The sequence below is a fragment of the Nonomuraea sp. LP-02 genome, assembly GCF_036289125.1.
In the GTDB taxonomy this organism is placed as follows: Bacteria; Actinomycetota; Actinomycetes; order Streptosporangiales; family Streptosporangiaceae; genus Nonomuraea; species Nonomuraea bangladeshensis.
In genome coordinates, this window is record NZ_JAXCLK010000001.1 from 5274397 (window position 1) to 5288188 (window position 13792).

General features: G+C 72.9%; 12 protein-coding genes. 1 reads left to right on the forward strand and 11 read right to left on the reverse strand.

Annotated elements, in window-relative coordinates; genetic code table 11:
* Positions 1-24 precede the first annotated feature (24 nt).
* The 9 genes from SMD20_RS24410 to SMD20_RS24450 are packed head-to-tail and all read right to left on the reverse strand — an operon-like array spanning position 25 to position 5921.
* Complete coding sequence (locus SMD20_RS24410; protein ID WP_329584929.1) at positions 25-426, reverse strand: flp pilus-assembly TadE/G-like family protein; 402 nt, start codon at positions 424-426, stop codon at positions 25-27.
* The gene (locus tag SMD20_RS24415; RefSeq protein WP_329584931.1) at positions 423-815 is read right to left on the reverse strand and encodes a TadE/TadG family type IV pilus assembly protein; all 393 of its coding nucleotides are present in this window, start codon (positions 813-815) and stop codon (positions 423-425) included. The genes SMD20_RS24410 and SMD20_RS24415 overlap by 4 nt, the downstream gene beginning before the upstream one ends.
* Entirely contained in the window at positions 812-1270 is a 459-nt protein-coding gene (locus SMD20_RS24420) for a TadE/TadG family type IV pilus assembly protein (protein WP_329584935.1), read from the reverse strand. The genes SMD20_RS24415 and SMD20_RS24420 overlap by 4 nt, the downstream gene beginning before the upstream one ends.
* Entirely contained in the window at positions 1239-1475 is a 237-nt protein-coding gene (locus SMD20_RS24425) for a hypothetical protein (RefSeq protein WP_329584938.1), read from the reverse strand. The genes SMD20_RS24420 and SMD20_RS24425 overlap by 32 nt, the downstream gene beginning before the upstream one ends.
* Positions 1472-2395 (reverse strand): type II secretion system F family protein, encoded by a 924-nt coding sequence (locus SMD20_RS24430; protein WP_329584941.1) that lies wholly within the window; start codon positions 2393-2395, stop codon positions 1472-1474. Before SMD20_RS24430 ends, SMD20_RS24425 begins: the two co-directional genes overlap by 4 nt.
* Entirely contained in the window at positions 2388-3236 is an 849-nt protein-coding gene (locus tag SMD20_RS24435; protein WP_329584943.1) for a type II secretion system F family protein, read from the reverse strand. Before SMD20_RS24435 ends, SMD20_RS24430 begins: the two co-directional genes overlap by 8 nt.
* A 3-nt stretch (positions 3237-3239) precedes the next feature.
* Positions 3240-4535 (reverse strand): CpaF family protein, encoded by a 1296-nt coding sequence (locus tag SMD20_RS24440; protein WP_329584945.1) that lies wholly within the window; start codon positions 4533-4535, stop codon positions 3240-3242.
* Complete coding sequence (locus SMD20_RS24445; RefSeq protein WP_329584947.1) at positions 4532-5248, reverse strand: hypothetical protein; 717 nt, start codon at positions 5246-5248, stop codon at positions 4532-4534. The genes SMD20_RS24440 and SMD20_RS24445 overlap by 4 nt, the downstream gene beginning before the upstream one ends.
* Before the next feature lies 1 nt (position 5249).
* Positions 5250-5921 carry a hypothetical protein gene (locus SMD20_RS24450; RefSeq protein WP_329584948.1) on the reverse strand — a complete coding sequence of 224 codons (672 nt, stop codon included), beginning with the start codon at positions 5919-5921 and terminating at the stop codon, positions 5250-5252.
* Positions 5922-6305: 384 nt separating this feature from the next.
* Here SMD20_RS24450 and SMD20_RS24455 point away from each other — a divergent pair, with 384 nt between their 5' ends.
* A complete protein-coding gene (locus tag SMD20_RS24455; protein WP_329584949.1) occupies positions 6306-11543 on the forward strand; it encodes an FtsK/SpoIIIE domain-containing protein in 5238 nt (1745 codons plus the stop codon).
* 387 nt (positions 11544-11930) lie between these two features.
* Here the strand turns inward: SMD20_RS24455 and SMD20_RS24460 are convergent, their stop codons facing one another.
* Both SMD20_RS24460 and SMD20_RS24465 read right to left on the reverse strand, forming a co-directional pair.
* Positions 11931-13313, reverse strand: coding sequence for a WXG100 family type VII secretion target (locus SMD20_RS24460; RefSeq protein ID WP_329584952.1), 1383 nt, complete (start codon positions 13311-13313; stop codon positions 11931-11933).
* Between the two features lie 4 nt (positions 13314-13317).
* Positions 13318-13704 (reverse strand): hypothetical protein, encoded by a 387-nt coding sequence (locus SMD20_RS24465; protein ID WP_329584954.1) that lies wholly within the window; start codon positions 13702-13704, stop codon positions 13318-13320.
* Positions 13705-13792: the final 88 nt, after the last annotated feature.

A 13792-nucleotide genomic window follows, 5' to 3' on the forward strand; every position in this document is an offset into this window, starting at 1 on the left:
TGCCACTGAGTGAAGCCATTCGGTCTATCTCGCTTGGGGCGCGGCCGTGGCCTCGCCGGTCATGTCCGATCCCGCGAAGCCGATCGCGCCGAGGAAGAACGCCTGCCAGCGCACCGACACGCTCACCGTCACCTGCTCCTGCTGCACCGAGCAGCGGCCCGCGCGCACGTCGTCGCCCTGGGCCGCGATGATCTCGTCGGCCCGCGCGCACACGCGGTCCTCGCCGAGCAGCCGAGTCTCGCCGCTGGTGCGCAGCACGTCCTCGTCGATCTGGTCGGCGCCGGCCCGCGCGGCCTGCTCGGCCACGTCGGCGGCGCGCAGCCGGGCGTTGATCGCCCCGCCGCCGTCCACCAGCAGCCCCGCCAGCAGGAACGCGACCACCGAGAACAGCACGGTGAACACCGACATGGACCCCCGCTCGCTCACTCGACCCTCCTGAACTGCTCCAGGGGCACGACGGCGGTGCCGGTGAGCCGCTTGTCGCCGAACCCGAGGAAGCCGAGGTCCAGCTCGCAGGTGACGACGGCCTCCACCTGCCCGCCCTGCTCCCACGCGGAGCCGTCCAGTGACACGGCCGGCGACCCGCAGGGGCCGGTGAGCGTCGCCCGGGTGATGGCGTCGGCGGCCCCCTGGGCGTCGTCGAACGTACGCTGCACGGAGGCGGCGCGGGCGGCGTCCCTGGCCGCGCCGTTGACCCGGCCCTGCGACTCCACCAGCACCCCGGCCCCGGCCAGGAACAGCAGGAACAGCAGGAAGACCGGGGCCAGCATGACCGTCTCGACGGCCATGGACCCGCGCTCGCGATCGGCCCTCATTCGCAGTCCTCGCCCCCGTTGTCGGGGCGGAAGCACTCGACGGGCCCGCCCGCGGTCGCGCTGATCGTGAACGTCAGTGACGGAAGCAGCGGGATGACCTGTACGGCGCTGCCGGTCACGGTGACGAACCGCTCGTCGGGCTCCCTCTCGGACGTCGTGGCGGTCGCGCCGCCGAGCAGCCGTGGCCCGATCGCGCGGACGATCTCGGTGGCCTTGGCCGTGGCGGTGCCCTCCCAGCCGGCCGAGTCGATCGGCGCCGCCCTGGCCACGCGCGCCCCCTCCTGGGCGGCCGCCTCGGCGACCTGCCGCGCGTGGAACCAGAGCGCCACCTGCACGATGAGCAGCGCCACCGCCAGGATGATCGGCATGAGCAGCGCCAGCTCGACCGCGCTGGCGCCACGCTCGCGGGCGCGGCGGCGCGGGCTACTCGTCGCCGCCACCGCCACCGCCGCCACCACCGCCGAAGCTCTGCTCGATCTGGCCCTGCTGCTGCTCCACCAGCGTCCTGATCAGCGTGGCCAGCCCCAGCGCGACGCCCGCGATGATGGCGGTGATGATCACCCACTCGACGGCGGAGGCACCCCGGGTGGGCGCGGTCCTGGCCCGGTGGACGCGTACGGCGAGGCACGCACGGAGATAGACGATCCAGGGATGGTTCATGAGACCCCCAACATCTTCATCGCGGCGGGATAACTGAGAAAGATCACGAAACCGGCGCAGAGCAGGAGCTGGGCGACGAGCATCGACTGGGAGCGCTCGCCCGCGCGTCCCTCGATCTCGGCCAGCTCCCGGCGGCGCAGGGTGGCGGCCCTGGCCGTGAGGGACGAGCGGACCTTGGCGCCGTCGTCGGCCACCAGGCCGAGCGCCGCCGACAGGTCGCGCAGCTCGTCGACGTTGATCTCCTCGCCGAGCTGGCCGAGCGCCTGCCAGGGGGTGATGCCGACGATGCGCGCGCCGCTCAGCGCGTCGCGGATGCGGCCCATCGCCCAGTTGGGCTGCTCGCCGCTGATCGTGACCGCCATCATCAGCGCCTCGGGGACGCCGCGGCCGCCGGCCAGGTTCATGGACACGAGGTCGAGGAACGCGCCGACCACGTGACGGAAGTCGCGCCTGCGGGCCGCGGCCTCCTTGCGGATCTGCAGGTCGGGCAGGAAGAAGAAGACGACCGCGGCCAGCACCGCCACCCAGAACGGGATGGCCGGCGAGCTGCCCCACCCCATGAGCACCAGCCAGCCGAGCAGCAGCGGGAACGCCAGCAGGCCGGCCGCGCCGAGGAGCGCCTTGGTCGCGAGGAACGCCTCGAAGGAACGGCCGAGCAGCGCCAGGTCCGACCGTACGGACCTGACCTCCCAGCCGCGGGCGGCGTAGAGCGCGGCCAGCCGTACGCCGAGGTTGCGGCGGAACGCGCCGACCTCCTCCTCGGGCAGCAGGAGCTGGATGCGCGGCGCGCCGGCGTCCTCGCGTACGGCGTCCAGCGCGAGCAGCCGCGCCACCAGTCCGGGGCGGGCCGGGAAGATCGCGCGTACCAGTACGAACAGGCCGAGCCCGAGCGCGGCTCCGGCCAGTGCGCCCTCAACCATCGCCGCCCCTTCCGGTCAGCAGCCGCGTCGGCTTGTCGAACCCGGCCAGCCGGCGCATCCACGCGAACCCCGCGCCGAACAGCCCGGCCACGACCACCAGGACGGCCTGGCCGAGCGGGTCGTCGTACTCCTCGACGTAGTCGCCGTTGAACAGCACGAGGAGCGCGGCGAAGCCCAGCGCGGTGATCACCACGATCTGCACGCTGCGCCGGGTCGCGCGGCGTTCGGCCTCGACACGGCGGCGCATGTCAAGCTCCTCGCGGGCCGAGACGGCGAGCGCGCCGAGCACGTCGCGCAGGCCGGGGCCGCGCAGCTTGGAGTTGAGCATGAGCGCGGCCACCACCAGGTCGGCCGAGGGGTCGTCGAGCTCATCGGCGAAGAGCGCGAGCGCCTCGGGCAGCGCCATCCTGGTGTGCAGCCGGTCGATCATGGCGCGCAGGTGCGGGCGGAGCGTCGGCGCGGCGGCCCTGATCGACGACGGGATCGCCTGCTCCAGCCCGGCCGCGCCGGCGATGGTGTCGCGCAGCGACTCGGTCCAGGCGGCGAGCCCTTCGAGGCGGCGCATGGCGGCCCGCTCCTCGGCCGCGCCGCCCGACAGCCCGCGCCAGGCGAACACCAGCAGCACGGTGCCCACCGCCGCGACCGGCCACCGGGTGATGAGCAGGACCAGCGAGGCGGCCACGGCGGCGACCGCGCCGCGCGTGGTCAGCATCCTGATCAGGTGGCGTTCGGGCTGCGGCGGGCGGGGGCGCATCCCGTACAGGGAGAGGATCAGCAGGAACAGGCCGCCGCCGGCGAGCGCGCCGGCGAGCAGGGCGAACGGGTCCATGGTCAGGCCCATCGGTCACCATCCCCCCGGGGTGTAGCCGTGCGCCATGAGCTCGTCCAGGCACGAGACGGGCGCGTGCGGCACGGCGGAGCCGTCGGGTCCCGGCGCGAACACCTCGCTCGACAGGACGCGGCCGTCGCAGCCGTTGACCTCGCGGACGCTGGAGACGTAGCGGCGCAGGGTGCCGCCGCGGTGGTAGTCGTTGCGCTTCTCGACGAAGACCACGAAGTCGATCGCGCCCGCGATGAGCATGTGGGTGGCGTCGATGGGCAGGCGCTCGCCGGCCTGGAGCGCGTACGTGGCGATGCGGTTGAAGACCTCCATGCTGGAGTTGGCGTGGATGGTCGACAGGGAGCCGTCGTTGCCCTGCGTCATCGCGTTGAGCATGGTGACGATCTCGTCGCCGAGCACCTCGCCGACGATGACGCGGCTGGGGTTCATCCGCAGCGAGCGGCGGACCAGCTCGGCCATGGAGATCTCGCCCTGGCCCTCGGAGTTGGGCAGGCGCTGCTCGAAGGCGACGACGTTGGGATGCAGCTCGGGGAACTGGTCGAGGCCCAGCTCCAGGGCGCGTTCGACGGTGATGAGGCGCTCGCCCGGCGGGATCTCGTTGGCCAGCGCCCGCAGCAGGGTGGTCTTGCCGGCGTTGGTGGACCCGGCGATCATGATGTTCTTGCGGGCGGCGACGGCCGCGCTGAGGAACCTGCCGAGGTCGGGGCCGACCGTGCCGTTGCCGACGAGGTCGCTGAGGAAGACCTTGCCGAGGCGGGCGCGGCGGATGGAGATCGCGGGCCGTACGGTGACGTCCATGACCGCGCTCAGCCGCGAACCGTCGGGCAGGCGCAGGTCGAGCTGCGGGTTGGCGGTGTCGAACGGCCGGCTCGACAACCCCGAGTACGCGGCCAGGATCTGGATCAGCTCGACGAGCTCCTCGTCGGACTCGGCGACCGGGTCGTGCATGGACTCCTGGCCGTCGGCGTAGCTGACGAAGACGCGGTCGCAGCCGTTGATGTCGATGTTCTCGACCTGGGCGTCGTCGAGCAGCGGCTGGAGGCGGCCCACGCCGAACAGCGCGGCGTGGATGCCGGCCGCCAGCGCCTCCTCCTCCTCGACCGTGGGCGGCGTGCGGCCGAGGCCGATCTCGCTGCGCGCGTGCTCCTCCAGGACCTGCGAGATCAGCGCCCTGGCGAACTGGCGCTCGTCCTCGCCGGTCATGGCGGGCAGGCCGTTGGCCTGGTCGAGCCGGCGCTGGTGGGCCAGGCGGTCGCCGACCTCCTGGCGGAAGCGCTTGACCAGCAGGTGATCGATCATCGGTGGCTCACCAGCCTCCCCGCGAGGTCGCGGGCCGTACGGATGAGGAGGGAACGGTCGAGCCGGCCGCCCCACTGGCCGCGCAGCAGCTCGGCGCCCTTGGGGTCGTGGGCCAGGCCGTAGACGAACTGGACGCTCGGGCCGACGATCCTGCGTACGTCGTCGATGGAGGCGCGGTAGGCGCGCGGGTCGGCGATGACGACGACGCCGTGCGCCTTGGTGATCTGAAGGCGTTCGCGCAGGTGGGCGACGTGGTCGAGGGTGGCCCTGGTGAGCAGCACGACCTGCTCGGCCTCGGCCAGCAGGTCGCCGAGCTGGGGGTGGGCGCCGAGCCGGCCGCAGTCGGCGATGACGTCGGCGTCGGGGATCGCGGCGAGCGCCCGGCCGAGCGGGCCCCACAGCCAGGTGAGGCCGGCGGCCTGCTCGGCGTGGGTGAGCCCGGCCAGCACGTCGAGCCCGCCGACGATCTTCTGCGTGTGCTGGTGGATCTGGGCGGGCTCCAGGCCGCGCCGGGCGGTGGCGCCCAGGGTGAGCAGGCCCTTGCCGGGGTTGAGCACCCCGCCGTCGGCGGCGGGCAGGCGGTAGGCGAGGTCGCCGCCGGCCGGGTCGCACTCGGCCAGCAGCACCGGCCGCGGCCATACGGCGGCCAGTGCCGTCGCGGCCGTGGTGACGCCCGGCGCGCCCTTGTCGGCGGCCAGCACGATCAGTCCCACGTCAGCGTGCCCCCGGAAGCTCGGCGACGGCGATCTCGCCGCTGGAGGCGAAACCCACTATTTCCGGTGCGGCCGTTGAATCCACCACCACCGTGATCTGGCCGGAATTTCCGGACCTGGACTTGTCGCCGCCGGCGGAGAAGACGAGCGCATTGGGGGCGAGCACACGGGTTTGCCCCTGGCTGGTGCGGCTGGGCACGTAAATGACCTGAACGCGGTCGCCCTGCTGAATGCCCGCCGGCATTTGGCCGGGTTTAAGCGCCAATCCGACGGTGGCCTTTCCCTCGCCGAGCTCGGTGCTGGCGCGGACGCCCATGCGGTTCGTCAGCAGGGTGCCCGGGAGGATCGTGACCGTCGCGAAGCTGCGCGTGACCTGCTCGCGCTGCGACCAGCTCACGTAGTCGACGCCCTCGCCGGCGACCTTGACCTCTTCGAGCGCCTCGGGCGGGAACTTCTGACCGGCGCCGACCTGCTGGACGATGCGGATGGCCGAGACGCGGCCGCCGCTGTTGAGCACGAGCAGGGTCGTGGCGAGCGCGCCGCCGAGTATGAGCAGGACGGCGAGCGCGGCCAGGGCCGGCTTGCGTTCTCTGGGTGGCACGGGGAGCTTGCGCGAGGCCGGGCCGGACAACCCCGCCGCCGCGTTGACGGCAGGCTTTTCACTGGTCCTCATGGGTGGGGGGCTCCCAAAGTGAATTAAGGAATCCCCGCCATTATGTGGGGCATGTCGGTGCGGCGTGGCCGGAATGCGAGGACCAATGCTCGTTTCGCAGGTGGCGAGTGTCAAGAGGCGATAATCGATGCCTATTTTTTCTATCCAGTTGACGGAAGGGCATTTTCCCCGTTATGTCCGCCACTTCCGTCACATAAGTCACTCCACTCGCGCGCGTTTATCCACAGAACCGCGTTCTCATGCCCGTGACGTCAACCGGCGGGTCTAATCTCGCCGCGGGCGTTACCTTGGCGCCCGGCAGCCATGCCGTCCGGTGTCCATGCCGTCCGGCGTCCATGCCGTCCGGCGTCCATGCCGTCCGGCGTCGAGCGAGGGGACCCAACGATGCGGATCATGCTCACCGTGCTCGGCGGGCAGGGCGAGCGCGACGTCGTGATCGACGGCGACGACGACGCCACCGTGGCCGCGATCGGCGCGGCGCTCGGCGACCCCGCGCCCCTGGCGCAGGTCGTCCGGCTGCCCAGGTCCCGCGCCCCCTACGGGCCGGCGCCCGGCGCCGATCCGGTGCGCGTGCCGCCGCCCCGCCGGGCCGGGCCCGCCGCCCCGGCCATCGGGCACGAGCCGATCGTGTGGCGCGACGGCCGGCCGCTCGACCCGCGCGCCCGTGCCGCGTCCGTGCTGCGCGACGGCGACAAGATCACGCTCGATCCCCGCCTGGCCAGGGCCACGGTGATCGAGGAGCCTGGCGGGGTGGCCGAGGTGCGCGTGGTGGGCGGTCCCGGCGCGGGGGCCGTCCACCGGCTGGGGCTCGGGGCGCACGTCATCGGCGCCGATCCAATGTGCGCGATCGCCGTCGCCGACCCGGCGCTCGCGCCCGAGGCGGTCACCGTACGCGTGACCCCCGACGCGATCACCGTCGAGCGCACCTGGCGGGCCCAGGACGAGGCCCCAAAGATCAAGCTCAAGGGGCGGTGGGCCGACGAGGTGGCCGAGCTGACGGCGCGGGTCGCCGAGCGCGAGGCGGCCGAGCACGCCGCCGGCTACACCGAGGTGCCCGAGCTCGACGGCCGGCCGCTCACCGACCCCGTCCCCTGGCTCGACCAGGCGGTGCTCACCTGCGGCTCGTCGGTGTTCGTGCTGACCGCGGTCGAGCCCAAGGACGCGCACCTGGCGCCGCTCGGCGAGGGCGGCGTGGCCTACAACCGGCCGCCGCGGCTGCGCAGGCCCGAGCCCCAGCGCGCGTTCGTCCGGCCGAAGGAGCCGTCCAGGAGCGAGGGGATGCGGCTGCAACTGCTGGCCGCGTTCCTGCCGGCCGTGCTGGGCGTGACCCTCGCCCTGGCCCTCCAGGTCTGGTACTACCTGCTCGTCGCCCTCATGACGCCGGTCATCATGATCGGCCAGTGGTGGAGCGACCGCCGCCACGGCAAGAAGCAGCACAAGAAGGCGCTCAAGGAGCACCGCGAACGGCTCCAGGAATACGACGCCGCCGTCGAGCGCGCCCGCGTGGCCGACGAGGCCGCCCGCCGCGCCGACGCGCCCGACCCCGCCCAGGTGCTGCTCACGGCCACCGGGCCGCGCCGGCGGCTGTGGGAGCGCCGCATCCACGACTCCGACGCGCTGCGGCTCCGGGTCGGCCTCGCCGACCTGCCCGCCGACCTGCAGCTGACGGAGGAGCAGGGCGGGCCGCTCGACCCGCCGACGTGCCGCTCGGTGCCGGTGGCGCTGCCGATGCGGCGGCTCGGCGTGGCCGGCGTCACCGGCCCGCGCGCCTTCGCCGCCAGCCTGGCGAGCTGGCTCGTCGCCCAGGCCGCCACCCTGCACAGCCCGCGCGACCTCGCCATCGTGCTCATCTCGGCGCACCCCGACGCCGAGCGCCGCTGGGGCTGGCTGCGCTGGCTCCCCCACTGCGGCCCGCGAGGCGCCGAGGAGTGCCTGTCGCTGATCGGCGTCGACCCCGAGTCCGCCGCCCGCCGCGTCGCCGAGCTGGCCGCCCTCATCGACGAGCGCCAGAACACCAAGATCCCCGAGCTGGGCAAGATCCCCACCGGCTGGGACGACCTCGGCGGCACCGGCGCCGACAAACCGGCCTTCTCCTCCTACGACGTACGCCCCTACGACATCCTGGTGATCCTCGACGGCGCCCAGGTGCTGCGCGGCCTGCCCCACATGCCGCAGGTGCTGCGCCAGGGGCCGCGTTCGGGCGTCTACACCCTCGCCATCGACGACGACCAGCGCCTGCTGCCCGAGGAGTGCCAGACGGTGGCCGCGTGCGGCCCCGACGGGCTGGTCCACCTGCGCGGCGGCGGCCTCGACGTCATCGGCCCGGTGCTGGGCGACGCCGTCTCGCCCGCCTGGTGCGACCGCCTGGCGCGGGCCCTCTCCCCCATCCGCGACGTCAGCCGCGACGCCCCAGGAGGCGACCTGCCCGACGCGGTCCGCCTGCTCGACCTCATGGGCCTGCCGAGCCCGTCCGGGTCTGAGCTGGCCGCCCGGTGGCGGGCCCGCGGCTCCACCCAGGCGCTCATCGGCGTCGGCCCCGACGGGCCGTTCTCCGTCGACCTCCGGCTCGACGGCCCCCACGGGCTGATCGCCGGCACCACCGGCGCGGGCAAGTCCGAGTTGCTGCAGACGCTGATCTGCGCGCTGGCCGTCGCCAACCGGCCCGACCAGCTCACGTTCGTGCTGATCGACTACAAGGGCGGGGCGGCCTTCAAGGAGTGCGTACGCCTGCCGCACACGGTCGGCATGGTCAGCGACCTCGACGGCCACCTGACGCAGCGGGCACTCGACTCGCTGGCCGCGGAGATCCGCCGCCGCGAGCGACTGCTGTTCCAGGCGGGCGCGAAGGACCTCGACGACTACACCGGGCCCGTCTCCCTGCCGCGACTGGTGCTGATCATCGACGAGTTCGCCGCGCTGGTGGCCGAGCTGCCCGACTTCGTCACCGGGCTGGTCGACATCGCCCGCCGGGGCCGCTCGCTGGGCATCCACCTGATCCTCGCCACGCAGCGGCCCGCCGGGGTGGTGACCGCCGACATCCAGGCCAACACGTCACTGCGCATCGCGCTGCGGGTCACCGAGCCCGCCGAGTCGTCCGACGTCATCGACCTGCCGGACGCCGCCCAGATCTCCAAGAACACCCCCGGCCGGTGCTACGTGCGCTCCGGGGTGGGGGCGGCGGTCGCCGTACAGACGGCCCGGGTCGGCGGGCGCAGCCCCCTGCCCGCCGGGGGCGGGGCGCCGGCCGCCGACGTCCGGGTGATCGACGTGGGCTGGCGCGCCCTGGGCCGGGCCCTTCCCCGGGCGCCGCGGTCCGAGGAGGAGTCGACGGTCACGGACCTCACGCTGGTGGCCGACGCGCTGATCGAGGCGGCCCGGCTGAAAGGCGTCCCGCCCCAGCCCAGCCCCTGGCTCGACCCCCTCCCCACCCTGTTCGTCCTCCCCCTGCCCGCCCCTCCCCTGGCGCCTGATCCCGCCATCGGCGGAGCGCCTTCGTACGACGCCGCCGGGTCGCTTGCGGGGAACACCGTCGGAGCACCGACGCGCGACGGCTCTGGAGCGTCCGCGCACGACGCCGCCGGAACCCCCACATATGACAGCGCTGGAGCACCTGGACGCGAGGGTGCTGGGGGGCCTGCGCGCGATGCCGGCGGGGCATCTGCGCCGGGCGCGTCCGATGGGCCGCCGTTGCAGGCGTCGGGAGTGCCCTTCCGTGGTGACCCGCTTCAGGCGCGGGCCCGGGTGAAAGGCTCCGGGCAGCCGTCGTTCGACAGTTCTGGGCGGCCGGGGAAGGCGAACGTGCATCCGGCCTCCGTGACCGGAGCGCCGCCCGTGTCCCGGCCCGGCCCGACGCCGCCGTCCGGCTTCGGGGCCCCGCCTCCCGCTGACCCCGCCACTCCGCCGACCACCAGCTCCAACGCCCCGGCGCCCCCTGGCATCGGCGTCCCGCCGGCCACCGGCCCCGGCGCCCCGGCGGCCGGCGACCGCGGCGTCGCCTCCCGCTTGGGGGCCCATGAGGTGGAGGAGGACGTGTTCGTCGAAGTGGAGCCGGTGCCGTTCGGGATCACGGACCGTCCCTGGGCGCAGGACAGGAAGCCGTTGACGCTGGATCTGGCGCACGGTGGGCACCTGCTCATCGCGGGTGCCGCGCGCAGTGGCAGGTCCACGGCGTTGCGGACGATCGCCGGCTCCATCGCCGCCCACGCCTCTCCCGCCGACGTCCACCTGCACGCGATCGACTGCGGGTCCGGGGCGCTGCTGCCCCTGGTGGCGATGCCGCACTGCGGCGCGGTGGTGACGCGGGACCAGCTCGACCGGGTCGAACGCTTACTCAACCGGCTTCGCGCCGAGATCGGCCGCCGTCAGCAGCTCCTGGCCGAGGCGGGCCACGCCTCGCTGGCCGAATACCGGCAGGCCGGGCATCGGCTGCCCTGGCTGGTGTTCATGATGGACCGGTGGGAGGGCTTCGTGGCCGCCTTCGAGAGCTACGACTACGGGCGGCTGATCGAGGCGCTGCTGCAACTGTTGCGCGAGGGCCCGGCCGTGGGGCTGCGGGCCGTGATCACCAGTGACCGGTCAGGGCTGCTGGGCCAGGTGTCCACCGTGTTCGACGACCGGCTGCTGCTCCGCCTGTCCGACTCCGCCGACTACGGGCTCGCCGGGTTCCCGTTGAAGGGGTTGCCCTCGTCGGTGCCGCCGGGACGAGCCCTGTCCCTCGGGGATCACGGCATCGTCGAGCATCACATCGCTCTGCTTTCCCCCGATCCGGCAGGGCCCGCGCAGGTGGCGGCATTGCAGGCACTCGCCCGCGCCGTCCCCCTGGCGTCCGGTCCCGCCGTCGGCGCAGGGATGGAGGCGGGCACACGTACGGGCGGGGCGGTGCACACGGTCTCGTCGGCCGGAGGGCGGGGCGGGTGGCGTTGGCCCGGGCGGCCGCCGCTGCGGGTGGACGCGCTGCCGATGCGCATCACCGTGGCCGAGACGTTCGACCTGGATCCGTCGTTCAGGCCGCCGTCGCCGCTGTGGGCCCTTGTGGGGGCCGGGGGCGACGCTCTGGCGCCGCTGGGGCTCGATCTGCTCGCCCACGGCCCGGCCGCCGTGATCGCCGGGCCGGCCCGCTCGGGGCGGTCGTCGGCGCTGCTGACGGCGGCCCGGTCCCTGATCGAGCGGGGGACGCCGGTCATCGCCGTCACGCCCCGCCGCAGCCCGCTGCGCGGCCTGGACGGGCTGCTGGCGGTGCTGGACGGCAACGCGGGCAACCTGGCTGAGCTCGTCGCCGATCTGCACGACTACGTCGTCGTCGTGGACGATGCCGAGCTGGTCAACGCCGACTCCCCCCTGGGGATGGCACTGGAGGAGGTGCTGCGTTCGGGGCGGGACGGTGATCACGGCCTGCTCGTCGCTGGCACGACCGGGGACCTGGCCGTCGCCTACCGCGGGTTCGTCGCCGAGGCCCGCAAGTCCCGTACGGGGGTGCTGCTCGCGGTGCAGGGGCAGACGGACGGGGACCTGTTCAACATCCGGTTGCCGCGGGGGACGGTGGGCGGGCCGCCCGGTCGTGGCTTCCTGGTGACGACCGGCACCATCACACCCATCCAGGCCGCCCTCCCCGACGCCGGCTGACTCGTCCGCAGGAGGGGGCAGCCGGTCCGGCCGTTCTCGCGGGAGGGGCGAGTTGAGCTGGCTGGTTCCCTAGGAGAGGTCAGCCGGTCCGGTTGTTTCCGCAGGAGGGGGCAGCCGGACCGGTTGCTTTCGCAGGAGGGGCGAGGTGCGCCGGTTGTTTCCCCAGGAGGGGGCAGCCCGTCCGGTTGCTTCCGCAGGAGGGGCAGCCCGTCCGGCTGTTTCCCCAGGAGGGGCGGGGTGAGCTGGCTGTTTCCCCAGGAGAGGTCAGCCGGTCCGGCTGTTTCCCCAAGAGGGGGCAGCCCGTCCGGCTGCTTTCGCAGGAGGGGCGAGGTGCGCCGGCTGGCTCCCCAGGAGGGGCCAGCCGGACCGGCTGGTTCCGTAGGAGGGTCAGCCGATTTGGCTGTTCACCACTGAGTCGGGGTTGGTGCCCCAGACGTCGTCGTCCTCGTGGAGCCAGGTCGTCGACTCCTGCTTCTCGGAGCTCTGCGCCCCGCCTCCGCCGCCGGCGCCCATCGGGAGGAAGGGCATGCCTGTGCCGGCCGAGGTGGCGCGGGTGGCGGCGGTCGTGATGGCCGGGTTCGCGCCGGTGACGCCTCCGCCCGTCGCCGTGCCGGGGCTGCCGGCGGTGGTGCCCGGCGGGTACGACGACGTCGAGGGCACGTTGTAGCTGGTGTTGCCCGTGGTGGTGGGGTGGGCGGTGCCGGTGGTCGGGGTCCAGCCGTTGGTGTTCGTGGGCGTGTAGTCCTGGAGGCTGGTGGTGCGGTTGGCGGAGGGGTCCTGGTACGCGGCCGGGTTGAACGCCGGGTTCGAGCCGTTCGGCGAGGTGGAGCCGAGCGACGAGGTGTCCGGGTTCTGGAAGGTCGGCGAGCCGGGGTTGCCCGTTCCGTTGCCGTTGCCGTTGTTGCCGTTGGGGTTGCCGGTGCCGTTCGGGTCGATGCCGTTCGGGTTGGTGCCGTTCGGATCGAAGGCGTTCGGGTCGAAGGCGTTCGGGTTCGGCTGGTTCGTCGGGAACTGGTTGTTGGGGTCCGATCCCGAGGGGTCGTAGTTGATCGGGTTGGTCGTGAAGCCGCCCGGTCCGTTCGGGTCGATGCCGTTCGGGTACGGGCCGCCCTTCGGGTACGTGACCGTCGGCGGGGTGACCCCCGGCCCCGTCGGGTAGTCGATGTCCCTGAGCACCTTCTCCACGGTGTTCGGGATCATCCCGTGGACGTGCGCCAGGTCGTTGGCGAACGTCTGCAGGTGGAGGCCGGCCAGCTCGTCCTGGGAGCCGAAGTCGCCCTTCGCGTTGTCGCCGCCGTAGACGCCGCTGTAGGTGGCGAAGAGGTCGGGGATGCTGTCGTTCCAGGTGCCCCCGGCTATCCCGCCCTGGTTCGCCCAGGTGGGCATGACGCCCTTGATGTCGTCGTCGATGAACTCCTGGTGCTTGCGCACCACGGTGGAGAGGGCCTGCACGGGCTCGTGCATCTTCTGGAGCTTGGTGGCCAGCTCGCCCAGCGTCACGTGCAGGATGCCGAGGGCCTTCTGCGCCTCGACGGAGGCCTTGCCGTCCCACACCTTCGCGAGCTGGCCGGCCTGCTCCTCCAGGGCCTTCTGGACGTCGCCGACGGCCTTATGTGCGTCCTTGTACGCGGTGGCGGCCTGGGCGATGCGCTGGGCGTCGAAGCCCTTGATGAAGCTCACGACCCCGGCGACATGGCGGCCGCCGGTCTCCACGCGCCAGTCGCCGCAGCTGGACTTCAGCCAGTGGGTCTTCTTCTTCTCGCCGCCCATGCGCTCAGCCTCCGCCCTCGTTGGCCGCGTTCGTGATCTTGTAGTTGCCCGCGCCCGCGTTCACCAGGGCGATGGCGACGGACAGGTTGTTCAGGGCTTCCTCGTAGACGTTGAGGAACTCCCGGTGGGCCTGGTCCAGCGTGTCGGCGAAGGAATGGCCGGCCTGCCACCGGTCGATGCTCCGGAGGCGGTCGCTCTCCATCTTGAGCGACCCGTTGAGGCTGAGATCCTGGATCGAACCCGGGTAATTGCCGTAGTTGCCGCCGCCCATCGGCTTCATGGCTTCGCGCAGCGCCTCGGCGATGCTGGCGATCTTCTTGGCGTCGTACGTGACGCCGTCACGCTCGGCTTCCAGGCCGGGCCAGTTCTTGGGCGGTTGCGTTTCTCCCACGAGACCTCCCCCTCGGCACTCGATCAAGCACCTTACTTGAATGTTCCTTTTCCGTACAGAAGACTCAGTGTCAACATGCGTAACATGA

Coding starts and splice junctions, on each gene's coding strand:
- SMD20_RS24415 (WP_329584931.1), bottom strand. CDS start 815: ATGAGGGCCGATCGCGAGCGCGGGTCCATGGCCGTCGAGACGGTCATG.
- SMD20_RS24455 (WP_329584949.1), top strand. CDS start 6,306: ATGCGGATCATGCTCACCGTGCTCGGCGGGCAGGGCGAGCGCGACGTC.
- SMD20_RS24460 (WP_329584952.1), bottom strand. CDS start 13,313: ATGGGCGGCGAGAAGAAGAAGACCCACTGGCTGAAGTCCAGCTGCGGC.
- SMD20_RS24450 (WP_329584948.1), bottom strand. CDS start 5,921: ATGAGGACCAGTGAAAAGCCTGCCGTCAACGCGGCGGCGGGGTTGTCC.
- SMD20_RS24440 (WP_329584945.1), bottom strand. CDS start 4,535: ATGATCGATCACCTGCTGGTCAAGCGCTTCCGCCAGGAGGTCGGCGAC.
- SMD20_RS24425 (WP_329584938.1), bottom strand. CDS start 1,475: ATGAACCATCCCTGGATCGTCTATCTCCGTGCGTGCCTCGCCGTACGC.
- SMD20_RS24430 (WP_329584941.1), bottom strand. CDS start 2,395: ATGGTTGAGGGCGCACTGGCCGGAGCCGCGCTCGGGCTCGGCCTGTTC.
- SMD20_RS24435 (WP_329584943.1), bottom strand. CDS start 3,236: ATGGGCCTGACCATGGACCCGTTCGCCCTGCTCGCCGGCGCGCTCGCC.